Source organism: Streptomyces sp. NPDC034084 (assembly GCF_055575535.1).
On sequence record NZ_JBVISK010000002.1, the window covers coordinates 170,523 to 192,821 of the forward strand.

Genomic DNA, 22,299 nt, shown 5'->3' on the forward strand with positions numbered 1-22,299 from the left:
ACCGCATTCCGAACGACAGGACAGACGAACACACACGACAGGAGGAACCGATGCTGGAGAACTGGCGCGCACGTGCCGCCTGCCAGGGCCTCGACCCCGACCTCTTCTTCCCCGTGGGAACCGGCGCGCCGGCGCTCGTCCAGGCCGAGGAGGCCAAGGAGATCTGCCGGGTCTGCCCCGTCCGCGAGGAATGCCTGCGCTGGGCCATGGACGATTCCCGCCAGGTGACCGGCGTCTGGGGCGGCCTGCGCGACGACGAGCGACAGGCGCTGAAGCGGCGATCGCGCCGCCGGGCGAGCAAGGCGGAATGAGCCCGCGGGGTGTGCTGCGGCACGGGGTGTGCTGCGTCTCCCACTCCGTGCCGGGGGGCATCACGTGCGGCGAGAAGTGACGGTCCGACCAGGTCCGGACATGCACGAGCGGCCTCACCAGAAGGGGGTTGGTGAGGCCGCTCCGTTCGGGGGATCCCGTCAGCGTCGAACGCTGCCCACGTCTACGACTGGTCGAGCATGCCCCGGCGCAGGCGCTCCAGATTGCGGGAGAGCAGTCGTGAGACGTGCATCTGCGAGATGCCGAGCTCCTCGCCGATCTCCGACTGCGTCATCTCCTCGACGAAACGCAGATGCAGGAGCCGACGGCTCCGCTCGTCGAGCTGACCGAGCAGCGGAGCGAGCGTGTGGAAGTCCTCGAAGAGCTCCAGCGCGGGGTCTTCCGCCCCGATGAAGTCGGCGAGGCCCGCCGCGTCCTCGTCACCGTCCGGACCGACAGCCGCGTCGAGCGACGCGGAGTTGTATCCGTTGGCGGCGATCCGCGCCTCGATCACCTCGTCCTCGGAGAGGTTCATCAGGGCCGCCAGCTCCGCCACCGTCGGCGCGCGGCCGAGCCGGGAGCCCAACTCCTCGGTGGCCTTGGCCAGCTCCACCCTGGCCTCCTGCAACCGGCGCGGCACATGGACCGCCCAGGAGGTGTCCCGGAAGAAGCGCTTGATCTCGCCCACGATGTAGGGGACGGCGAAGCTGGTGAACTCCACGCCCCGGGCGAGGTCGAACCGGTCGATCGCCTTGATCAGACCGATGGTGCCCACCTGGACGATGTCCTCCATCTCGTCAGGGCGGGCCGCCCGGAACCGCCCAGCCGCGTAGCGGACGAGCGACATGTTCATCTCGATCAGCGTGTTGCGTACGTACTGATAGTCATGTGTCCCCTCCTCCAAGACCGCCAGCTTGTCGAAGAACACCTTCGACAGCTCACGCGCGTCCTTCGGAGCGACCTTGCGAGGAGATTCAAGTACGGGAAGGCCCCCCACGCCCGTCTCGACGCTGGCCCTCGTCTCCGTCGTCACCGCAGTCGGCACTCTGATGACCTTCTCTCGTTCATCGGCAACCGGTACCCCCCGTGAGGCGTCCCCCTACCCCCACTTCGCCGAAGCATGTAAAAAATCTTGAGAAGAATAAACCCGACTGATCGGGTCCGGTCACCAGGCCTGTCACACGAGGGAAAGACGCGCCCGGACACGCTTGCCGGACCGCTGCGGCTCGACCACGACGCTCTCGCAGACCGCCATCACGATCTCCAGACCGTGCTGCCCGATGCGCTGCGGATCATGAGGCCGGGCGGCAGGAGCGGCCGTGAGCCCGTCGACCACCGAGATCTCCAACGCGTCCTCGAACCGTTCGAGGACCATCCGGCAGGGGCCGGGCGCGTGGCGCACCGCGTTCGTCACCAGTTCGCTGACGACCAGCCGCGCCAGATCGACGCGTTCCCGGGGCACCCCGCCCCCTCCCCCGGCCGGCGCGGACGTGAGCAGGTCAGCCGCGAAGTCCCGGGCCGAAGCGATCACCCCCTCCCCCACGTCACCTTCGTACGCCACGCTCGCCGACAGCGAGGGCCGACGCAGCACGCTCGCCCTGGTGATCACCTCACTCATAACCCGTCCTTCCCTACGAAAATGTCGCTCTTGCCCCTACCCGTCGGATTTCCCCGCGTACCCGTCCCACACATGCCCACACCCCGGGAAGACGGAAGCCCTGGCCGTTATCGGCGATGCAGGAGGTCGGCCCGGGGAGGGAATCGGCATTCTTCCGATTCCTGGTTTGCCGTCGCGTTTCCCGGTCAGGCGGTCTTCGTCAGACATGTCGAGCGAACGAGGAGTGATCGCCGGTGTCCGGTGAGAAGAAGATGAAGGCCAAGGGCGAGCAGGCCAAGGGCAAGCTGAAGGAAGCGGCCGGCCGGGCGACCGGGGACGAGCGTCTCGAGGCGGAAGGCCGCGCCGAACAGACGAAGGGCGACGCGCGCGACGCCGCGGAGAAGATCAAGGACACCTTCAAGCACTGACGCACTCACCTCACCCTGCAGCGACGAGGGGCGGCTCCGCGACGGCGGGCCGCCCCTCGTCGCTGCACAGGCAGGGCGTACCACTCACCCTTCGGCGTCGCCTGGCGCTCGTACGCAAGATCAGCAAACGGGGGCTTCAGCCAGGCCGACGTCCCCCATTCCTCTCCCGGAGGTGACTCGGCCCGGGGAGTCCCGCGCGTCGCGATGAACCTTCCGGCGTCCGGCGGTCGTACTGTCGAACCCCTTACCGAGGAGGACTTCTGATGCGCAGGGTGACCTATTCGATGAGCGTCTCCCTTGACGGCTACATCGTCGGGCCGGACGGCAACTTCGACTGGACGGTGCCCGACCAGGAAGTCTTCCGCTTCTGGATCGACGAGATCCGAGACGTCGGTGTCCACCTGCTGGGACGACGGTTGTACGAGACGATGCTGTACTGGGAGACCGCCGACCAGGATCCCTCGCTCGACGACTCCATGCGCGAGTGGACCTCGCTCTGGAAGCCGCTCCCGAAGGTGGTGTTCTCCACGACCCTGTCGGAGGTGGAGGGCACGGCCCGCCTGGCTTCGGGCGGCCTGACGGAGGAGATCGAGCGGCTGCGCGCCGAGCCGGACGAGAGCGACATCGCGATCGGGGGCGCGACCCTTGCCGCCGAGGCCGCCGCGTCGGGTCTGATCGACGAGTACCGGACCATGGTCTACCCGGTGCTGGTGGGCGGGGGCACTCCCTTCTTCCCCCGGCACGAGCGTCGGGTGGATCTCGAACTCGTCGAGACCCGCACCTTCAGCTCACAAGTCGTCTACCTCCGCTACCGCGTGGCGCGCTAGGGGCCGCCGCTTCGGCCGTGGTGCCGGGCTCGACCGGCCTGACGCTGCGTCCGTGGGAGCCGGGTGACGCCGACTCACGCGCGTGCGGGCCGTCCCGCCGTCTTCGCGCTCGCCGTCCGTGTCGGTGGTGGGGCGGTGCTCTTCCTGGTGACGAGGCTGGTCGCGAGTTCCATGCGGGTCACCGAGGGCTCCCCGGCGCGCAGCCGGAGCAGCATCTGGACCGCCTGCTCGCCCATCTCGCGCAGCGGCTGGTGGACGGTGGTGAGCGGGGGGCTCGACCAGCGCGCGATCATCACGTCGTCGTACCCGACGACGGACAGGTCCTCGGGCACCCGCAGCCCGCACTCCCGGGCCGCCTCCATGACGCCGAGGGCCTGCAGGTCGCTTCCGGCGAAGACGGCGGTGGGCCGGTCCGGCGTCCGCAGCAGCTCCATCGCGTGCGCGTATCCGCCCTCGACGTGGAAGTCGCCGAACCGGACGAGGGAGGCGTCGTGGTCCAGGCCCGCCATGTTCATAGCGGACCGGTAGCCGTCGAGTCGGGCCAGTGAACACAGCATGTCCTCGGGGCCGGTGACGATGCCGATGCGGCGATGGCCGAGGTCGATGAGATGGCGGGTCGCGGCGACGCCGCCGGCCCAGTTGGCGGAGCCGACGGACGGTACGTCCGGTTCGGGGTCACCCGCCGGGTCGACGATCACGAAGGGGATCGACCGCGCGTCGAGCTGCCGCTTGACGGCATCCGGCAGAGACGAGAAGACCAGGACCACACCGATCGGCCGGCGCTGGAGCACCCCTTCGATCCAGTCCGGTGCCGGGGCGTGCCGTGTGCCGCTCTCGGTGAGCACGACGCTCGCCTGGTGTGCCTTGGCGAGGTTCTCCACCCCGCGGATCAGCTCCATGGCCCACACGCTGTCGAGCTCGTGGAAGACGAGCTCGATGAGGGGCGCCTCCCGGGCGACGCGGGTGGTCCGCCGGTACGAGTGCGCTTCGAGGAGCCGCTCCACCCTGCCCCGGGTGGCCGATGAGACGTCCTGTCTGCCGTTGAGGACTTTCGAAACTGTCGAAAGCGATACCCCGGCCTGCTCCGCAACTTCCGCCAGCGTGATTCGCCGGTTCTCCTCGCTCTCTCGCATCCGAGCAGCATAAAGCACCGCTCTCCACGCCGAACCGTCACGCTTTGATAACGGGCTACCGGAGGGTTGACCCCCTCAGCGTGCCCGCTTTAGCGTCCGGCCACGTGAAGTTTCGGTGACTTGACCGAAACTCTTTCGAAAGGTGGGACGATGAAACGGCACGCACGGCTCCTCAGAATCACTGTCGCCGGTGGGGCGTCGCTGGCCATGACCCTGTCCCTGGCCGCCTGCGGGGGCTCGGGGGACGCCGCCGGAGGCGGCCCGGACAAGATCCACGTTCTGGTGTACGGCGATGCCGCCAACAAGGTGGAGAAGCAGCTCGTCGACACCTTCAACAAGACCTCGAAGGTCAAGGCTGTCCTCGACACCGTTCCGGGCGCCGACTACCAGTCCAAGCTGCAGACGATCATCAGCGGGAAGCAGGCGCCGGACGTCTTCTTCAACTGGGGCGGCGGCAGCATCAAGCCCTACGTCGACGCCGGTCTCCTCATGCCCCTGGACGACTTCATCGCCAAGGACCCCGGCCTGAAGTCCCACTTCCTGCCGTCGGTCTTCAACACCGCGGTCGTCGACGGCAAGCCCTACGGCATACCGATGCGCGGCACCCAGCCCGTGCTGCTGTTCAGCAACAAGAAGGTCCTGGCGGAGGCCGGCGTCACCGCACCGCGCACCTGGGACGAGCTTCTGACCGCCGTCAAGGCGCTGAAGGCCAAGGGCGTCACCCCCATCGCCCTCGGGGGCGGCGACAAGTGGCCGACCCAGATGTGGTTCCAGTACGTCTACGACCGGGTGGCCGGCCCCGACCACTTCCGGAAGGCGGTGGACGGGGACAAGAGCGTCTGGGCGAGCGCCGACAGCAGGAAGGCCCTCGGCATGCTCAAGGAGCTGATCGACGCCGGCGCCTTCGGCACCACGTACGACTCCGTGAAGTTCACCGACGGCGGCTCCCCCGCCCTCCTCGCCACCGGAAAGGCCGCCTTCGAGCTCATGGGCTCCTGGGAGTACTCCACCCTCCAGGACGCCTACCCGGACTTCGTGAAGGACGACCTCGGCTACGGCACCTTCCCGACCGTCGAGGGCGGCAAGGGCGACCCGGGCAACCTCGCGGGCAACACCAACAACTTCTACTCGGTCCTGAAGAACACCCAACACCCCGAGGCCGTGGCCGAGTTCCTGAAACTCATGTACTCGGACGAGTTCGTCAAGGGCCAGCTCGGCATCGGCAACCTGCCCACCACCACGAACACCCCCGCGTTCCTGGACGGCTCTGCCAGCCCCGCCTACTCGAGGTACCAGTACGACCTGGTGAAGAAGGCCCCCGCCTTCCAGCTCTCCTGGGACCAGGCCTATCCCCCGGCGGCCACCACCACCATCCACCAGGCCGTCCAGCAGTTCTTCAACGGACAGTCGGGTCCTGACGACTTCATCGCCGCCATGCAGCGCCTCCCCGCGGCCTGACCCCCGGAGCGCCTGACATGACCACCGCCACAGCTCCCGCCGTGGACAGCGCCGAGAAGACCGGCCGCCGCGCGCGGTCCGGCCGCCACGCCACCGGTGTGGGCCGTCCGGGCATCGCCTGGGCAGCGCCCGCCGCCGTCTTCTTCGGCCTGTTCGCCCTCGTACCGCTCGCCCTCGTCGCGGTGCTCTCCTTCACCCGCTGGAACGGCCTCGGCTCCCCGGAGTTCACCGGCCTGGACAACTGGGGCCGGCTGCTCGACGACCCCGTGATGGTGAAGAGCCTCTGGCTGAGCCTGCTTCTCACCGTCCTCGGCGTCGTCGTCCAGACGCCGATCAGCATCCTCCTCGGCGTGTGGGCCGCCGGGCACCAGCGCAACAGGGCCGTCCTCTCCGCCGTCTACTTCGTCCCCCTCCTGCTCTCCGTCACCGCCGTCTCCGTCCTGTGGCGCGCCGTCCTCGACCCCAACTTCGGTGTCCCCTCCCAGGCGAAGTGGCTCTTCGGCGACGGCAACCTGTTCGGCACGCAGACGGGCGCCCTCGGTGTCCTCGTCTTCGTCGGCACCTGGCAGTTCACCCCCCTGCACACCCTGATCTACCAGGGCGCGGCCCGAGCCGTCCCCGACGTGCTCTACCAGGCCGCCCAGATCGACGGTGCCGGCCGGTTCCGCCGCTTCTTCCACATCACCCTGCCGCAGCTGCGCAACACCATCGTGACCTCGATGATCCTGATGGTCGTCGGCGGACTCACGACCTTCGACACCGTCCTGATCCTCACCCAGGGCGGACCGGGCACCGACACGACGAACACCGCCTACTACATGTACCAAAAGGCCTTCAAGGGCTTCGACTTCGGTACGGCCTCCGCGACGGCCCTGCTCCTCGTCCTCGTCGCCACGCTCGTCTCGCTGGTCCTGGTGCGTCTGACCGGCTACGACAGGATGCGCAGCACCATGGAGGGCGTGTGATGAGGGGACGCCCCAACTACGCGGCCGGCTTCGGCTCGTCGATCTGGCTGCTCGTGGTCGGCCTTCCGCTGTACGTGATGCTGATCGCCACCTTCCAGTCCCGGACGGAGTACGCGCGGAACGGCCCCCTGGCCTTCCCCGAGCACTTCACGCTCGACAACTACGTGAACGACCTGAACGACGGCTTCGCGCGGTACTTCCTCAACACGGTCGTCGTGACCGTCTGTGTGGTCGGCATCGTCCTGCTGCTCGTGCCGCCCCTGGCGTACGCCATCGTGAGAAGCGACGGCAGGGCCACCGGGCGGGTCTTCCGGCTCTTCCTGCTCGGCCTGGCCATTCCGTCCCAGGCCGTCATCGTCCCGATGTTCTACCTGATCAACGAGGCCGGCCTGTACGACAACCTCCTCGGCGTCATCCTGCCGACCGCGGCCTTCACCATGCCCGTCTGCGTCCTGATCGTCTCCGGCGTCATGCGGGACATCACGCCAGAGCTGTACGAGGCCATGACCGTCGACGGGGCCTCAACAGTGAGGATCTTCTTCCAGCTGGTGCTGCCCCTGTCGAAGAGCGGTCTGTCCACCCTGGTGGTGTTCTCCTCGCTCCAGGCCTGGAACGGCTTCCTGTTCCCGCTCGTCCTCACCCAGTCCTCGGAGAACAAGGTGATCACCATGGGGCTCTACGACTTCCAGACGGAGCACGGGGTCGACATCCCCGGCCTTCTCGCGGCCGTCGTCCTGTCCATGCTCCCGATCCTGCTCGTCTACCTGTTCGCCCGTCGCGCCCTGGTCCAGGGTCTGATGGGAGTGGGAGGAAAGTGACCGACCACCTGGCCACCGAGCCTCACGTCCCGTACCGCGCCTGGCGCGATCCCGCGCTGAGCGCGGAAGCCCGCGTCGACGCGCTGATCGGCGAGATGACCCTGAAGGAGAAGGTCGCCCAGCTCTTCGGCGTGTGGGTGGGGGCGTCCGACGAGGGCGCCGAGGTCGCCCCGCACCAGCACGACATGGAGGAGCCGGTCGACCTCGACGACCTGCTGCCCGACGGTCTCGGCCAGCTCACCCGGCCGTTCGGCACCGTCCCCGTCGACCCGGCGCTCGGCGCCCTCTCCCTGATGCGGACGCAGGCGCGGATCACCGCCGCGAACCGCTTCGGCATCCCGGCCGTCGCCCACGAGGAGTGCCTCGCCGGCTTCGCCGCCTGGGGCGCCACCGCGTATCCCGTCCCCCTCTCGTGGGGAGCCACCTTCGACCCCACGCTCGTACGGGAGATGGCCGCCGCCATCGGCCGTGACATGCGCGCGGTCGGCGTGCACCAAGGGCTCGCCCCCGTCCTCGACGTCGTCCGCGACGCCCGCTGGGGCCGCGTCGAGGAGACCATCGGCGAGGACCCGTACCTCGTCGGGACGATCGCCACCGCCTACGTCCAGGGGCTGGAGTCCGCCGGCGTCGTCGCCACCCTCAAGCACTTCGCCGGCTACTCCGCCTCCCGGGCGGGCCGCAACCTCGCCCCGGTCGGCATGGGCCCCAGGGAACTCGCCGACGTCATCCTGCCCCCGTTCGAGATGGCGGTCAGGGAGAGCGGGGTCCGTTCGGTGATGCACGCCTACACCGACACCGACGGCGTCCCCTCCGCCGCCGACGACCGGCTGCTCACCGGGCTCCTCCGGGACACCTGGGGCTTCACCGGCACCGTCGTGGCCGACTACTTCGGCATCGCGTTCCTGAAGAGCCTGCACGGGGTCGCCGGCACGTTCGGCGAGGCGGCCGGGGCGGCCCTCGCCGCCGGCGTCGACGTCGAACTGCCCACCGTGAAGACCTTCGGCGCCCCCCTCCTGGAGGAAGTCGGGCAGGGACACGTGTCCGAAGGGCTCGTCGACCGGGCCGTCCGGCGGGTCCTCCTGCAGAAGACCCGGCTCGGTCTGCTCGACCCCGGCTGGAGCCCCGTCCCCCCGGCACTCCGCGACGCCGACACCACGGCCGGCCCCGACGCTCTCCGGGGCTCGGTCGACCTGGATACGGCCGCCAACCGGAGACTGGCCGGCCGCATCGCCGAGCGGGCCGTCGTCCTGCTCCGCAACGACGGCACCCTGCCGCTCGACCCGCGTGCTCCCCGCCGGATCGCCCTGATCGGACCCAACTCCGAGGCCCCCACGGCCGTCCTCGGCTGTTACTCCTTCCCCGTCCACGTCGGCGGACAGCACCCCGACACTCCCCTCGGCATCGACCTGCCCACCCTGCGCGAGGCACTCGTGGCCGAGTTCCCGGGCGCCGAGGTCCTCGTGGCGCGCGGAACCGGCGTCGACGACCACGGCACCGAGGGGTTCGCGGAGGCCCTCCGGCTCGCCCGCCGCGCCGACGTCGTGGTGGCCGCCCTCGGCGACCGTGCCGGGCTCTTCGGGCGGGGCACCAGCGGCGAGGGCTGCGACGCCGAGTCCCTCGTCCTGCCGGGAGCGCAGCAGCAACTGCTCGACGCCCTCCTCGACACCGGCACACCGGTCGTGACGACCCTGCTGGCCGGCCGTCCCTACGCGCTCGGCCGGGCGGTCGACGAGTCCGCGGCCATCGTGCAGGCCTTCTTCCCCGGCGAGGCCGGAACCTCCGCCGTCGCCTCCGTCCTCAGCGGACGGACCGCCCCGAGCGGACGGCTGCCCGTCAGCGTGCCCCGCCACCCCGGCGCCCAGCCGTCCACCTACCTCGCCTCCCGTCTGGGCCACGGCAGCGAGGTCTCCAGCATCGACCCGACGCCGGCGTTCGGTTTCGGACACGGCCTCACCTACACCACCTTCGAATGGAGCGAGCTGACCGTCCAGGAGACCGAGGTTCCCACGGACGGCGCCGTGCGGCTCGCCTTCACCGTGGCGAACACCGGCGAGCGCGCCGGCACCGAACTCGTACAGCTCTATCTGCACGATCCCGTGGCCACCGTGGTCCAGCCCGTGCGGAGACTCATCGGGTACGTACGTCTCGACCTGGTTCCCGGCGAGAGTCGGCGGATCCACGCCGAGGTCCCTGCGGACCTCGCGTCGTTCACCGGCAGGACGGGCACGCGCATCGTGGAACCGGGCGAACTGGAGCTGCGGCTGAGCGCCTCCAGCACGGAGCCACGGCTGACCGCCCGGGTGACCCTGACCGGCCCGGTGCGACGGGTGGACCACCGCCGGCACCTGCACCCCGACTTCGAGATCCACCCGGGGACGCCCCACTGACCGGGTTCCGGCCGTGGCACCGGTCGGAACCGACAGACCAACCGCACGGATCACCCATCACGACCCACAGGAGTCGCTCATGTCCCACCCCACCCCGACGTCACGCCGCCCCTTACGGATCTCCGCCGCCCTGCTGACGGGCGCCCTCCTCCTCGGCGGTGTCATGACCGCACCCGCCGCCGCGGGCTCCACCGCCACCACGGCGGCGACCGGCGCGGTGCGCGTCAACCAGGTCGGCTATCTGCCGGACGGCCCCAAGCGCGCCACCGTCGTCACCACGGCGGCCCAGTCGCTCACCTGGCAGCTGCGGAGCGCGTCCGGGACGGTGGTGGCCTCGGGCGCGACCGTCCCGCGCGGCGCCGACGCCCCCTCGGGCCAGTCCCTCCAGGTGGCCGACTTCTCCTCGTACCGGGAGACGGGCCAGGGCTACGTCCTGGCGGTGGACGGCAGCAGCAGCGTGCCCTTCGACATCCGCCCGGATCTCTACGACGCGCTGCGCGCCGACTCGATGGCCTTCTTCCACCACCAGCGCAGCGGCATCGCCATCGACGCCTCCCTCGTCGGCTCCGCCTACGCCCGCCCGGCCGGCCACCTCGGCATCGCGCCGAACAAGGGCGACACCTCCGTCCCCTGCCAGGCCGGGGTCTGCGACTACACCCAGGACGTCAGAGGCGGCTGGTACGACGCCGGCGACCACGGCAAGTACGTGGTCAACGGCGGCATCTCCACCTGGTTGGTCGTCAACTCCTTCGAGCGGGCCAAGCGGGCGGGGAAGGACGCGGCCCTCGGCGACTCGACCCTGCGCGTCCCCGAGCGCGGCAACGGAACGCCGGACGTCCTCGACGAGGCGCGCTGGGAGCTCGACTTCCTGATGCGGATGCAGGTGCCCGCCGACAGGCCGTACGCGGGCATGGCGTTCCACAAGGTGCACGACGCGGCCTGGACCGGCATGCCCCTGCGCCCCGAGCAGGACCCCCAGCCCCGCGAGCTCCACCGCCCGTCCACGGCGGCGACCCTCAACCTCGCGGCGGCCGCCGCGCAGTGCGCCCGGGTCTTCCGTCCGTACGACTCCGCCTACGCCGACCGCTGTCTGTCGGCGGCCCGACGGGCCTGGACGGCGGCGCAGGCGAACCCGGCGCTGTACGCCCCGGACTCGGACAGCACGGGCGGCGGGGCCTACGGCGACACGCGGGTCACCGACGAGTTCTACTGGGCGGCCGCCGAGCTGTACGCGACGACCGGCGAGAACGTCTACCGGGACGCGGTCACCGCCTCGCCCTGGCACACCTCCGCCGACGCCTTCACGCCGTACGGCTTCGGCTGGGCGGACACGGCCGCGCTCGGCCGGCTCACCCTGGCCACGGTCCCCAACGGGCTGCCCGCCACCGACGTGGCCCGTGTCCGCGCCTCGGTGACCGCGGCGGCCGACGGCTATCTGTCCAGGATGGCCGCGCAGGGCTATGCCGTGCCGGTCCCGGCGGACGGGTACTTCTGGGGCTCGAACGGCGAGGTCGCCGACGACGCGGTCGTCATGGCCGTCGCCGGGGAGCTGACGGGCGACGGACGCTACCGCGCGGGCGCGCTGGAGGCGCTGGACTACCTCCTGGGCCGCAACGCCCTCGGCCAGTCCTACGTGACCGGCCACGGTGAGACGTCCTCGCAGAACCAGCACCACCGTTTCTGGGCCCACCAGTACGACGCCTCGCTGCCCCACCCTCCGGCGGGGTCGCTCGCGGGCGGGCCCGACAGCGCGCTCCAGGACCCGGTGGCGGCGGAGAAGCTGGCCGGCTGCGCCCCCGCCGCCTGCTACATCGACGACATCGGCTCGTACTCGACCAATGAGGTGGCGATCAACTGGAACGCCCCGCTGGCCTGGCTGTCCGCTTACGCCGCCGAACGGTCCTCCGCGGGCGGCGAACCGCCCGCCGCGGCCTGCGCCGTGACGTACAAGGTCGACAACGTCTGGAGCACCGGCTTCACGGCGACCGTCACGGTCAGGAACAGCGCCCCGGCGGCCGTGGACGGATGGCGGCTGACCTGGGCCTACCCGGGCGGCCAGCGCGTGACGTCCGCCTGGAACGCGACCGTCACCCAGAGCGGCACCGCCGTCGTCGCCCGCGACGCCGGCTGGAACCGGGCGATCGCCCCCGGTGCGTCCGTGAGCTTCGGAGTCCAGGGCGCCCACAGCGGGACCAACCCCTCCCCGCAGGCCTTCGCGCTCAACGGCAGCGCCTGCGCCTGACCGGCAGATTGAACGGCCTCCTGACGGACGCGGTGTCCGTCAGGAGGCCGTCTTCGTCGCCTAAGCGCCGACCCGTCGCTTGTTCCAGACGTCGAAGCCGACCGCGGCCAGGAGCACGAGACCCTTGATGACCTGCTGCCAGTCGGTGCCGATGCCGACGAGGTTCATGCCGTTGTTCAGGACGCCGAGCACCAGGCCGCCGATGATCGCGCCGAGCACCGTGCCGACGCCGCCGCTCATCGAGGCGCCCCCGATGAACGAGGCGGCGATGGCCTCCAGTTCGAAGTTGAGCCCGGCCTTCGGGGAGGCCGCGTTGAAGCGGGCCGCGAAGACCATGCCGGCGAGCGCCGCCAGCATGCCCATGTTGAGGAAGACCAGGAAGGTGACCTTCTTGTCCCGGACGCCGGACAGCTTCGCCGCCGGCAGATTGCCGCCGATGGCGTACACATGGCGGCCGATGACCGCGTTGCGCATCAGGTAGCCGAAGCCGACCAGGAGCGCCGCCAGGATCAGCAGCACCACCGGCGCGCCCTTGTAGCTGGCGAGCAGCATCGTGAAGATCAGGACCGAGGCGGTCAGCGCGGCGAGCTTCACCGCGAAGAGACCGGCCGGCAGTACCTCCAGCGCGTACGTGCTCTGCCGGCGGCGGTCGCGGACCTCCTGGCGGATCACCACGGCGATCAGCACGAGCCCGAGCACCAGGGTCAGGTTGTGGTAGTTGGTGCTGGGGCCGACCTCGGGCAGGAAGCCGTTGGCGAGCTTCTGCAGGCTTTCGGGGAACGGACCGAGGGTCTGTCCCTTGAGGAAGACCTCGGTCAGTCCCCGGAAGACCAGCATCCCGGCGAGCGTCACGATGAACGACGGCATCCCGGCGTAGGCGATGAGGAGTCCCTGGGCGGCTCCCGCGACGGCGCCGATGGCCAGGCACAGCAGCACCGCGACCGGCCAGGGCAGGTCGTGCTGGACCATGAGGACGGCCGCCACTCCGCCGACGAAGGCGGTGATCGAGCCGACCGAGAGGTCGATGTGCCCGGCCACGATGACGATCATCATGCCGATGGCGAGGATCAGGATGTAGCTGTTCTGCAGCACCAGGTTGGACACGTTGCGCGGCAGCAGCAGGTCGCCGCCGGTCCACACCGCGAACAGCGCCACGATGACGCCGAGGGCGATCAGCATGCCGTACTGGCGCATGTTCCGGCGCATGCCGTCGAGCAGGGGGCGGGTGGTGCCCCCGGTGGGGCGGGACACCGGCGTCTTGGCCGTGACCTCAGCGCTCATCGTCGTTCTCCCTCGTGTCTTCCCTGGTCATATGGCGCATCAGCACGTCCTGCGTCGCCTCGGAGCGGGGCACCTCGCCGGTGAGCCGGCCCGCGGCCATGGTGTAGATCCGGTCGCACATGCCGAGCAGTTCGGGCAGTTCGGAGGAGATGACGATCACCGCCTTGCCCTCGGCGGCCAGTCGGTCGATCACCGTGTAGATCTCGTACTTGGCGCCGACGTCGATGCCCCTGGTCGGCTCGTCCAGGATCAGTACGTCCGGCCCGGCGAAGATCCACTTGCTGAGGACGACCTTCTGCTGGTTGCCGCCGGACAGCCGGCCCACCGGCTCGAAGACGGTGGGCGCCTTGATGTTCATGGAGGTGCGGAACCCCTCGGCGACCCGGCGCTCCTCGTGGGCGTCGACGACGCCCCGCCGGGCGACCCTGCCGAGAGCGCTGAGCGAGATGTTCCGCCCGATGGTGTCGATGAGGTTCAGGCCGTAGTGCTTGCGGTCCTCGGTGACGTACGCGATGCCGTGGGCGACCGCCTCCGGGACGGTACGGGTACGGATCACCGCGCCGTCCTTGAGGACGGTGCCGCCCCCGTGCCGCCCGTACGAGCGGCCGAAGACGCTCATCGCGAGCTCGGTGCGGCCCGCGCCCATGAGGCCCGCGATGCCCACGATCTCGCCGCGCCGGACCTGGAGCGAGACCCCGTCGACGACCTTGCGCTGCCGGTCGACCGGGTGGAGCACGGTCCAGTCACGGATCTCCAGGGCCGGGGCGGTGCCCGGTTCGCCCTCGTACGGGGTGCGGTCGGGGAAGCGGTGGTCGAGGTCCCGGCCGATCATGCCGCTGATGATCCGGTCCTCGGTGGTGGCCGGGTCCGTCACGTCGAGGGTCTCGATGGTCCGGCCGTCGCGCAGGATCGTCACCCTGTCCGCGACCCGCCGGATCTCGCCCAGCTTGTGCGAGATGATGATCGAGGTGATCCCCTGCTGTTTCAACTCCAGGATCAAATCCAGCAGTTGGGCGCTGTCCTCGTCGTTGAGCGCGGCGGTCGGCTCGTCCAGGACGAGCAGCTTCACCTCCTTGGACAGCGCCTTGGCGATCTCCACGAGTTGCTGCTTGCCGACGCCGATGTCCGCGACGCGGGTCTGCGGGTGCTCGTCGAGGCCGACCCGGCGCATCAGCCGGGCCGCCTCCCTCAGCGTCTCGTTCCAGCTGACGATCCCGCGCGCCGCCCGTTCGTTGCCGAGGAAGATGTTCTCGGCGATGGACAGGTAGGGCACGAGCGCCAGTTCCTGGTGGATGATCACGATGCCGCGCCGCTCGCTCGCCCGGATGTCCCGGAAGCGGCAGGCGGCCCCCTCGAAGAGGATCTCCCCCTCGTAACCCCCGTGCGGGTGGACGCCGGAGAGGACCTTCATCAGGGTCGACTTGCCGGCGCCGTTCTCCCCGCACAGGGCGTGGACCTCGCCCCGGCGGACGGTCAGGGTGACGTCCGAGAGCGCCCGGACTCCGGGGAAGGTCTTGCCGATGGAACGCATCTCCAGGACGGGTCCTGTCATGGTCGCCTCCTCCCGGTTACTTCAGGTCCGCGGCGGTGTAGTAACCGCTGCCGACGAGCACCCGCTCGTAGTTGGTCCGGTCCACGCTCACCGGCTGGAGCAGATAGGCGGGGACGACCTTGCTGCCGTTGTCGTAGGTCTTGTCGTCGTTGACCTCGGGCTTCTTGTCGTGCAGCACCGCGTCCACCATGTTCGCCGAGACCTTCGCGAGCTCCCGGGTGTCCTTGTACACGGTCTGGGTCTGCTCGTTCGCGATGATCGACTTCACCGAGGCCAGCTCGGCGTCCTGGCCGGTGACCACCGGCAGCGGCTTGGACTTGGAGCCGTAGTCGTCGGACTTGAGCGCGGAGAGGATGCCGATGGAGATGCCGTCGTAGGGCGAGAGCACGGCGTCGACCCGCTCGGTCTTGTACGCGGAGGTGAGGATGTCGTCCATCCGCTTCTGCGCGGTGCCGCCGTCCCACCGCAGGGTGGTGACCTGGTTGAGGGCCGTCTGGCCCGATCCGACCACCAGCTGCTTCTTCTCCACGTACGGGTTGAGGACGCTCATGGCGCCGTTGAAGAAGTACTTGGTGTTGTTGTCGTCGTTGGAGCCGGCGAACAGCTCTATGTGGAACGGGCCCTTCTTCGACCCGTCCTTCAAACCGAGCTTCTCCACTATGTACGTGGCCTGGAGTTCGCCGACCTTCTCGTTGTCGAAGGAGGCGTAGTAGTCGACGTTCTTCGAGCCGAGGATGAGCCGGTCGTAGGCGATGACCGGGATGTGGGCGTCGGCGGCCTGCTGGAGCACGTTGTTGAGGGACTTGTTGTCGATCGCGGCGATCACCAGGGCCTTCACGCCCTGCGTGATGAGGTTCTCGATCTGGGCGACCTGCTGGTCGGGGTCGTCCTCGCCGAAGACCAGCTTGGTCTTGTACCCCTTCGCCTCCAGGTTCTTCACGACGTTCCTGCCGTCGGCGATCCACCGCTCGGAGGACTGGGTCGGCATGGCGATGCCGATGGTGGCGCCCTCGGCGCCGCCCGAGGCATCCTTGCCGCCACCCTCGGCGTTCTGCCCGCAGGCGGCGAGCGCGAGGGAGGCGGTCACGGCCAGGGCGCCGGTCACGACGGCTCTGCGGTTGCGCATGGTCATCAGTCCTCGTTCTTCTCGTCGTTGAGATCGAATCGATTCAGGAGCCCCGGCAGCCGGGAGCCGAGCGGCGCCATCGCGCCGTCCGCGCCGTGCCGGGCGAGCAGGTCCAGGGCGAGGCGGCCGCGCCGCACCCGCTCCCGGGCGGTGTCCAGGGCGAGGGTCCGCAGATGGGCGCCGTACGGGTAGATCCCGGGCGCCTTGGACAGGCCGAACTTCAGGTAGAGCGGTGCGCCGCGCCGGATCAGCTCGGCGAGCTCGTACATCCGCACATAGCCGCCGAGGTCGTCGGGGGCCTCGATGTACATGTCCATGGGCGCGGCGGACACGCGCCGGATACCGGTGAGGTGATCTGGTGTCAGGTCGCTGGGCACGTTGATCGAGTCGGCGCCGAGCCGTTCGTACACCGCGTACGCGGCGGGGTTGACCGGTCCGATCAGCGCGGAGACCTTGAGGGTGGTGTCGGTCGGGATGATGCCCTGGAGGCGTGCCCTGTGCAGCGTCCACAACACGCCCTCGTCGGCGACGAGCAGGCACTTCACGCCCAGTTCGGTGGCCCGGACGGCGTCCTCGACGCACCCGGCGACGGCTTCGTGGCCCCGCGCGCGGGGTCCCGCTCCTCGCGAGTCGGTGCGCACGGAGGCGCCGATGTCCCAGGTGCCGCGCGGGCCCGTGAACAGGCAGAGCTCGATGCCGCGTTCGGAGGTGGCGGCGACCATCTCGGTGATCTCGGCGTCGGTCAGCATCCACACGCCGCTGCCCTGGCTGATCCGGTGCACCGGCACGTCGAGCCGCTCGGCCTCCGCCAGGACGACGGCCAGCGCCTCGGGCCCTTCGCAGGACGGGATCTCGGTGCGCCAGCGGCCGCCGCCGGGGAAGGTGTGCGGTGAGGCGTCGGCGGGGGCCGGCGCGGGCGCCGCCAGGCCGAGGGCGGCGAGCGCCTGCTCGGCGGGGCGCCGGGAGGTCGGGGAGGGAACATCGGTCACGGACTGTCCTTCGCGTTCGATATATCGGACATTGTTCGAAGTCGGGGGTACGGGCCTTCGCACGTGCCGGGCGTCGCGAGCCAGGCGGGGCTTCCGGACATGGCCTAGGGGCGCAGCAGCACCTTGCCGACCTTCGGGTCACCGGCGCCCACGAGTTCCATGGCCTGGCCGAACTCGGACAGGGGCAGCTCGTGGGTGATCAGGGGCAGGGGGTCGAGCAACCCGGCCGCGAACAGGCGCGTGGCGTGCGCCCAGGCGGCCGGCGGGGCGCCGAAGACGGTGTGCACGGTCAGCTGACGCACGACCAGGCCGGTGGGGTCGAGCCCCTCGGCCCCGGGGGCCGGGATCCCGGTCAGGACCAGGCGTCCGCCGCGCCGCAGCAGGCGGGCGGCGGTGCGGGCGGCGTCGGCGGAGCCGGCGGCTTCGATCACCACGTCGAGGTCGTCCGGGAGGTCCTGGTCGCGGGTACGGAAGTCGGTGGCGCCCAGGTGACGGGCGAGTCCCTCCCGTTCGGCCCCGGCGCCCACGACGAGCAGCCGCGCCGGGGAGGCCGCGGCGAGGAACCGCACCGCGAACAGGCCGAGGGTGCCCGTGCCGACCACCCCGACCCGCTCCCCCGGCCGGGCGGCCGCTTCGAGCGCCGCCGCCGCCACGCAGGCCGCGGGTTCCAGGAGGGCGGCCGCGGTGAGGTCGGCGTCGTCCGGCAGGACGTGCAGCAGCCGGGCCGGGAGGGTGAGGGTGGGGGCCATGGCGCCGGGCCGGGTGAAGCCGGTCTCCTCGTACCCGGCGGTGCACAGGGTCGTCTCGCCCGCGTGGCACCGCTCGCAGACCTGGCAGTTCCGGAAGCCCTCCCCGACCACCTTGCGGCCGGCCAGTGTCCCGGGCACGCCGGCGCCGACCCGCTCGACGGTCCCGGACCACTCGTGGCCGGGGACGAGCGGGTAACGGACGTACCCCTCGGGCCGCTTGCCCTGGTAGACCTCGCGGTCGCTGCCGCACACGCCGACCGCGTGGACGGCCACCAGCGCCTCGCCCGGTCCCGGCTCGCGCGGCGCGTGGGGGACGAGCCGGAACGCGCCCGGTTCGTCGACGACGAGGGCCTCGCCGCTCACCGGGACCCCTGCGGCCTGCGCCGCTCCCAGCCCTCGGCCCACAGGTCGAACCGGGCCTGCTGCTGCGGGAACTCCGCCGCCGCGTCCACGTCCAGCTCGACGCCGAGGCCGGGCGCGTCCGAGAGGTGGAAGCAGCCCGTCTCCGGGTCCACCTGCGGGGCGCCCTTCACCACCTTCTTGATCTCGGCGTCCGCGAAGTCGTTGAAGTGTTCCAGGATCTTGAAATTGGGGGTGGTGAAGCCCACCTGCAGGGAGGCCGCGGTGAGGACGGGGCCGCCGACGTTGTGAGGGGCGACCATCATGTAGTGGGTCTCGGCGGTGGCAGCCAGCTTGCGGGTCTCCCAGATGCCGCCGATGTGGCCCACGTCCGGCTGGAGGATGTCCACGGCCTGGTTCTCGAACAGCTCGCGGAACTCGATGCGGTCGTGGATCCGCTCACCGGTGGCGATCGGCATGTCCACCTTGTCGGCCACCTTCTTCAGGGCCTTGAGGTTCTCCGGCGGCACCGGCTCCTCCAGCCAGGCCGGCCGGAACGGCGCGAGGTCGTGGGCCAGGCGCACCGCCGTGGCGGGCGAGAAGCGGCCGTGCATCTCCAGCATCAGTTCGGTGTCGGGGCCGATGGCGTCCCGCACCGCCTCGACGAGGGAGACCGCGTACCGGCTCCGCTCGTGGTCGAGCTCGTAGTGGCCGTTTCCGAAGGGGTCGATCTTCAGCGCCCGGTAGCCGCGTTCGACCACGTCCCGGGCGGCCTTGTGGTAGGCCTCCGGGGTGCGTTCGGTCGTGTACCACCCGTTCGCGTAGGCCTTCACCCGGTCGGTCACCTTCCCGCCGAGCAGCTGCCAGACGGGGACACCGAGCGCCTTGCCCTTGATGTCCCAGCAGGCCATCTCCACGACCGCGATGCCGGACATCACGATCTCTCCGGCCCGGCCGTAGTCCCCGTACTTCATGCGCCGTACGAGGTCCTCGACGGCGAACGGGTCCGAGCCGCGGACGTGGTTGACCTCGGCCTCGCGCAGATAGCCGAGAAGCGCGTCGGTGTGCCCCAGCATCCGGGTCTCGCCGACCCCGGTGAGTCCCTCGTCGGTGTGGACCTGCACATAGGTCAGGTTGCGCCACGGTGTTCCGACGACGTGCGTGCTGATTCCCGTGATCCGCACAGCGGTTGCCCCTTGCCGATTGTTCGAGATTTCGTCATGCATTCGAAATGCTGGCGTGACAGTAGGGAGGGCTCGGGAGGGGCGTCAAGAGGTGTGCGGCTGCCGGGCAGCGGGGGACGACGCGCTGCAGGCCGGCGCGGTCGGTACCGGCATCCGGTGGGAACCCGCGCGAGACCCGCCGACGATCCGCACGCCGTGGTCGACGGGGAGGGCCGCGTGTACGGTGGCGCGAACCCGCGGGTGGCGGACGCGTCCGTACTGCCGACGGTTCCCGCCGCCCACACGCAACTGCCCGTCCTGGGCGCCGCCGACATGCCGGCGGCCGCCCCGGCGGCCTCATGACCCGCCCCGTAGCGACCTCGGAGGATCGACAAGCATGACGGAGAGTCCCGCCGCCCGCGGCGGACGTCTGGTGTACGGCTGCATGGGGCTGGGCGGTGACTGGGACACCCTGCCTCACCGGGCCGCCGACGTCGCCCACGCCGAAGCCGCGGTCGAGGCGGCGCTGGACGCCGGCATCACCGCGTTCGACCACGCGGACATCTACCGGTACGGAAAGTCCGAGGCCGTGTTCGGTGAGGTGCTGTCCCGGGCGCCGGGGCTGCGTGACCGGATCACGCTCCAGACCAAGGTCGGCATCCGGCTCCCGGAGGGCGGCCGGCCGGGTCTGTACGACCTGCGCGGCCCGAGTGTGCTGCGCCGGGTGGAGGAGAGCCTCGCCCGCCTGCGGACGGACGCGGTCGACGTCCTGCTGCTGCACCGGCCCGACCCGCTGGCCGACCCGGAGGAGCTCGCGGAGGCGCTCGCCTCCCTGCACCGTCAGGGTCTGGTGCGCCGCTTCGGTGTGTCCAACATGAACGCCGCCCAGATCGCGCGTCTGCAGTCCTTCCTCGACGTGCCGCTGACGGTCGACCAGCTGGAGATGAGCCTGCACCGCAGGGACTGGGTGGAGGAGGGAGTGCTCGTCAACACCCCGGCCGGCGCCGGGGTCGGCTTCCCCTCGGGCACGGTGGAGTACTGCGGCGAGCGGGGCATCGAGCTCCAGGCCTGGGGTGCGCTAGCGGGCGGGCGCTTCTCCGACCCGGAGGCCGGTCCGGCGGCCGCGCTCGTGGCCAGGCTCGCCGAGGCGAAGGGGACCACCCCGGAGACCGTGGTGCTGTGGTGGCTCCAGCGTCATCCGGCCGGGATCGTCCCGGTCGTCGGCACTTCCCGACCGGAGCGGATCCGCGCCTGCCGCGACGCGGTGGGACGGCCGCCCGGCCTCGGTCACGAGGAGTGGTACGAGCTGTGGACGGCCGCGCGGGGCGCGCCGCTCCCGTAAGACGTGCGCACCCCGGTGGGGAGTGGTGGCCGGCGCCGAGTTCCTGGCGCCGCTGTTCACGCGCCGCCGGACGCGAGGGGGCCGTGAGTCTCCGCGCCCCCGTCCGTGAGGTCGGCGGCTCGGAGCGTCTCGCGCTGCCGGCTCGCGCGGCGGCGGCTACGCGGCGACGGCGAGCTCGGCGCGGCCGAACAGCAGGGCGTAGCCCGGGGGGAGCTGCTGGAGGATGCGGTCCAGCAGCTCGGGGCCGGCGTAGGCCGTGACGGCGGAGAACACCGAGCCGGTGTCCCAGCGAGTGGTGGCCAGGGAGGCGCCGGTGCGGGCGGCGAGATCCTTGACGAAGGCCCAGCCCCCCAGCGGCTTGGGGTCGGGGATCTGGGCGGTGAGGATCCGTGCGGCTTCGACGGGCAGGCGGGCGGCCAGTTCCACCCGTTCGTCGCCGGTCAGCCGGCGTCCCAGGCCCGCGAGGACGAGGCGGACGGCTTCCTCGGCCCTGTCGCGGTCGGGGTAGGCGCCGTCGTAGCGGACCTTTTCCAGCATCTGCTCGTACGCCCTGCTGTAGGGCTGCCGGAGCGGCGCGCTCTGGTCGGACATCACTGCGGTGGTTGCCTTTCTGTCACCAGGGTCGTGATGGTCGGGGGGTCAGGTGGGCTGGGGGCGGCCGAAGAGGAGGTCGTAGCCGGCGGGCAGCTGGAGCAGGATCTCCTGGAGGAGGTCGTCTCCGGCGACGTCGGCGACCGTGGAGAGGGCGGCGCTGACGTCCCAGGCCGCGGTCCGTTCGGTCGCGCCCTCGATCCAGGCCGCCGTCGCCCGTACGAACCGCTCGGGCGAGAGCGGCTCGGCGCTCTGCAGCGGGTTGAGCAGGATCAGGGCGTAGCCCTCCGGCAGCCGCGCGGCCAGCCGGGCCCGTACCTCGCCCACCAGATGTGCGCCCAGCAGGGCGAGCACCACGCGGGCCGCGCGCTCGGCCTCCTGCCAGGTGTCGTACTTGCCGCGTTCCTTCACCTGTTCGAGAAACGCTTCCCGTCGCACGGTCACGTCGGCCGCCACCCTTCATCGGTCCACGGGGTCCACGGGGCGCGGAGGACGGGCGAGGGGGAGATCGATGCCCGTCCTCAGCCGCTGTTCAGCCCTTGTCCGTCTCCGGCTCAGCCGGAGATCTCCTTGCGTCCGGAGCGGACGCCGATGGCGATCTTGCGCGGCTTGGCGCGTTCGGCGATCGGGATGCGCAGGGTGAGCACGCCCGCGTCGTAGTCGGCCTGGATGCGCTCGGTGTCCAGGGAGTCGGCCAGCACGATCTGGCGCGAGAAGACTCCCAGCGGTCGTTCCGAGAGCTCCATCTGGACGTCGTCGGCCTTCGTCACGGGCCGGCGTTCGGCCTTGACGGTCAGCATGTTCCGTTCGACGTCGATGTCGATCGCGTCCGAATCGACGCCGGGCATATCGAAGGCCACCACGTACTCGTCGCCCTCGCGGTACGCGTCCATCGGCATCGGCGACGGTCGCGTCCAGGTCCCCGGACTCATCATCTGCTGCGCCAGCCGGTCCAGCTCACGGAAGGGGTCAGTGCGCATCAACATCGGAAACACCTCCAGAA

At 70.6% G+C, this 22,299-nt stretch carries 22 protein-coding genes; 10 read left to right on the forward strand and 12 right to left on the reverse strand.

The genetic code is table 11. The annotated features are described in order from the left end of the window. Positions 1-53 precede the first annotated feature (53 nt). On the forward strand, positions 54-311 hold the full coding sequence (locus ACZ51I_RS06270) for a WhiB family transcriptional regulator (protein ID WP_468873780.1): 258 nt from the start codon (positions 54-56) through the stop codon (positions 309-311). 182 nt (positions 312-493) lie between these two features. Here the strand turns inward: ACZ51I_RS06270 and ACZ51I_RS06275 are convergent, their stop codons facing one another. Both ACZ51I_RS06275 and ACZ51I_RS06280 read right to left on the reverse strand, forming a co-directional pair. After that, positions 494-1,306: an RNA polymerase sigma factor SigF gene (locus ACZ51I_RS06275; protein ID WP_468873781.1), complete on the reverse strand. Its 813-nt coding sequence runs from the start codon at positions 1,304-1,306 to the stop codon at positions 494-496. A gap of 180 nt (positions 1,307-1,486) precedes the next feature. Then, positions 1,487-1,927, reverse strand: coding sequence for an ATP-binding protein (locus ACZ51I_RS06280; protein ID WP_468871903.1), 441 nt, complete (start codon positions 1,925-1,927; stop codon positions 1,487-1,489). Positions 1,928-2,178: 251 nt separating this feature from the next. Between ACZ51I_RS06280 and ACZ51I_RS06285 the strand changes: the two genes are divergently transcribed. Next, positions 2,179-2,334 (forward strand): CsbD family protein, encoded by a 156-nt coding sequence (locus ACZ51I_RS06285; RefSeq protein WP_468873782.1) that lies wholly within the window; start codon positions 2,179-2,181, stop codon positions 2,332-2,334. A 263-nt stretch (positions 2,335-2,597) separates the two neighbouring features. Beyond that, positions 2,598-3,161, forward strand: coding sequence for a dihydrofolate reductase family protein (locus tag ACZ51I_RS06290; RefSeq protein ID WP_468871904.1), 564 nt, complete (start codon positions 2,598-2,600; stop codon positions 3,159-3,161). Between the two features lie 74 nt (positions 3,162-3,235). On the opposite strand, the gene ACZ51I_RS06295 is transcribed toward ACZ51I_RS06290, so the two are convergent. Then, the gene (locus ACZ51I_RS06295) at positions 3,236-4,294 is read right to left on the reverse strand and encodes a LacI family DNA-binding transcriptional regulator (protein ID WP_468871905.1); all 1,059 of its coding nucleotides are present in this window, start codon (positions 4,292-4,294) and stop codon (positions 3,236-3,238) included. A gap of 150 nt (positions 4,295-4,444) precedes the next feature. Between ACZ51I_RS06295 and ACZ51I_RS06300 the strand changes: the two genes are divergently transcribed. The 5 genes from ACZ51I_RS06300 (at position 4,445) to ACZ51I_RS06320 (ending at position 12,164) form a co-directional block, all read left to right on the forward strand. Beyond that, a complete protein-coding gene (locus ACZ51I_RS06300) occupies positions 4,445-5,752 on the forward strand; it encodes an ABC transporter substrate-binding protein (protein ID WP_468871906.1) in 1,308 nt (435 codons plus the stop codon). 17 nt (positions 5,753-5,769) lie between these two features. Beyond that, positions 5,770-6,717, forward strand: coding sequence for a carbohydrate ABC transporter permease (locus ACZ51I_RS06305; protein WP_468871907.1), 948 nt, complete (start codon positions 5,770-5,772; stop codon positions 6,715-6,717). Then, positions 6,717-7,535 carry a carbohydrate ABC transporter permease gene (locus ACZ51I_RS06310; RefSeq protein ID WP_468871909.1) on the forward strand — a complete coding sequence of 273 codons (819 nt, stop codon included), beginning with the start codon at positions 6,717-6,719 and terminating at the stop codon, positions 7,533-7,535. The genes ACZ51I_RS06305 and ACZ51I_RS06310 overlap by 1 nt, the downstream gene beginning before the upstream one ends. Before the next feature lie 8 nt (positions 7,536-7,543). Beyond that, positions 7,544-9,922, forward strand: a complete 2,379-nt coding sequence (locus ACZ51I_RS06315; RefSeq protein ID WP_468873784.1) for a beta-xylosidase/alpha-l-arabinosidase — start codon at positions 7,544-7,546, stop codon at positions 9,920-9,922. A 79-nt stretch (positions 9,923-10,001) separates the two neighbouring features. Continuing rightward, positions 10,002-12,164 carry a glycoside hydrolase family 9 protein gene (locus tag ACZ51I_RS06320; RefSeq protein ID WP_468871910.1) on the forward strand — a complete coding sequence of 721 codons (2,163 nt, stop codon included), beginning with the start codon at positions 10,002-10,004 and terminating at the stop codon, positions 12,162-12,164. 60 nt (positions 12,165-12,224) lie between these two features. Here the strand turns inward: ACZ51I_RS06320 and mmsB are convergent, their stop codons facing one another. From mmsB to ACZ51I_RS06350, 6 genes are all read right to left on the reverse strand, one after another. Further along, the gene (mmsB, locus tag ACZ51I_RS06325) at positions 12,225-13,445 is read right to left on the reverse strand and encodes a multiple monosaccharide ABC transporter permease (RefSeq protein ID WP_468871911.1); all 1,221 of its coding nucleotides are present in this window, start codon (positions 13,443-13,445) and stop codon (positions 12,225-12,227) included. Beyond that, a complete protein-coding gene (gene mmsA / locus ACZ51I_RS06330) occupies positions 13,435-14,997 on the reverse strand; it encodes a multiple monosaccharide ABC transporter ATP-binding protein (RefSeq protein ID WP_468871912.1) in 1,563 nt (520 codons plus the stop codon). Before mmsA ends, mmsB begins: the two co-directional genes overlap by 11 nt. A 16-nt stretch (positions 14,998-15,013) precedes the next feature. Next, positions 15,014-16,123, reverse strand: coding sequence for a multiple monosaccharide ABC transporter substrate-binding protein (chvE, locus tag ACZ51I_RS06335; RefSeq protein WP_468871914.1), 1,110 nt, complete (start codon positions 16,121-16,123; stop codon positions 15,014-15,016). Positions 16,124-16,128: 5 nt separating this feature from the next. Then, positions 16,129-17,112 carry a hypothetical protein gene (locus ACZ51I_RS06340; protein WP_468871915.1) on the reverse strand — a complete coding sequence of 328 codons (984 nt, stop codon included), beginning with the start codon at positions 17,110-17,112 and terminating at the stop codon, positions 16,129-16,131. 104 nt (positions 17,113-17,216) lie between these two features. After that, positions 17,217-18,224, reverse strand: a complete 1,008-nt coding sequence (locus ACZ51I_RS06345; RefSeq protein ID WP_468871917.1) for a zinc-dependent alcohol dehydrogenase — start codon at positions 18,222-18,224, stop codon at positions 17,217-17,219. Continuing rightward, a complete protein-coding gene (locus ACZ51I_RS06350; RefSeq protein ID WP_468871919.1) occupies positions 18,221-19,384 on the reverse strand; it encodes a mandelate racemase/muconate lactonizing enzyme family protein in 1,164 nt (387 codons plus the stop codon). The genes ACZ51I_RS06345 and ACZ51I_RS06350 overlap by 4 nt, the downstream gene beginning before the upstream one ends. Positions 19,385-19,420: 36 nt before the next feature. Between ACZ51I_RS06350 and ACZ51I_RS06355 the strand changes: the two genes are divergently transcribed. Together ACZ51I_RS06355 and ACZ51I_RS06360 are read left to right on the forward strand one after the other, a co-directional pair. Further along, a complete protein-coding gene (locus ACZ51I_RS06355) occupies positions 19,421-19,726 on the forward strand; it encodes a GMC oxidoreductase (RefSeq protein ID WP_468871920.1) in 306 nt (101 codons plus the stop codon). Between the two features lie 34 nt (positions 19,727-19,760). Then, the gene (locus tag ACZ51I_RS06360; protein WP_468871922.1) at positions 19,761-20,705 is read left to right on the forward strand and encodes an aldo/keto reductase; all 945 of its coding nucleotides are present in this window, start codon (positions 19,761-19,763) and stop codon (positions 20,703-20,705) included. A gap of 156 nt (positions 20,706-20,861) precedes the next feature. On the opposite strand, the gene ACZ51I_RS06365 is transcribed toward ACZ51I_RS06360, so the two are convergent. From ACZ51I_RS06365 to ACZ51I_RS06375, 3 genes are all read right to left on the reverse strand, one after another. Next, entirely contained in the window at positions 20,862-21,296 is a 435-nt protein-coding gene (locus tag ACZ51I_RS06365) for a DUF2267 domain-containing protein (protein WP_468871923.1), read from the reverse strand. A 48-nt stretch (positions 21,297-21,344) separates the two neighbouring features. Beyond that, positions 21,345-21,740, reverse strand: a complete 396-nt coding sequence (locus ACZ51I_RS06370) for a DUF2267 domain-containing protein (protein WP_468871925.1) — start codon at positions 21,738-21,740, stop codon at positions 21,345-21,347. 110 nt (positions 21,741-21,850) lie between these two features. Beyond that, positions 21,851-22,282: an Hsp20/alpha crystallin family protein gene (locus tag ACZ51I_RS06375; protein WP_468871926.1), complete on the reverse strand. Its 432-nt coding sequence runs from the start codon at positions 22,280-22,282 to the stop codon at positions 21,851-21,853. Positions 22,283-22,299 lie beyond the last annotated feature (17 nt).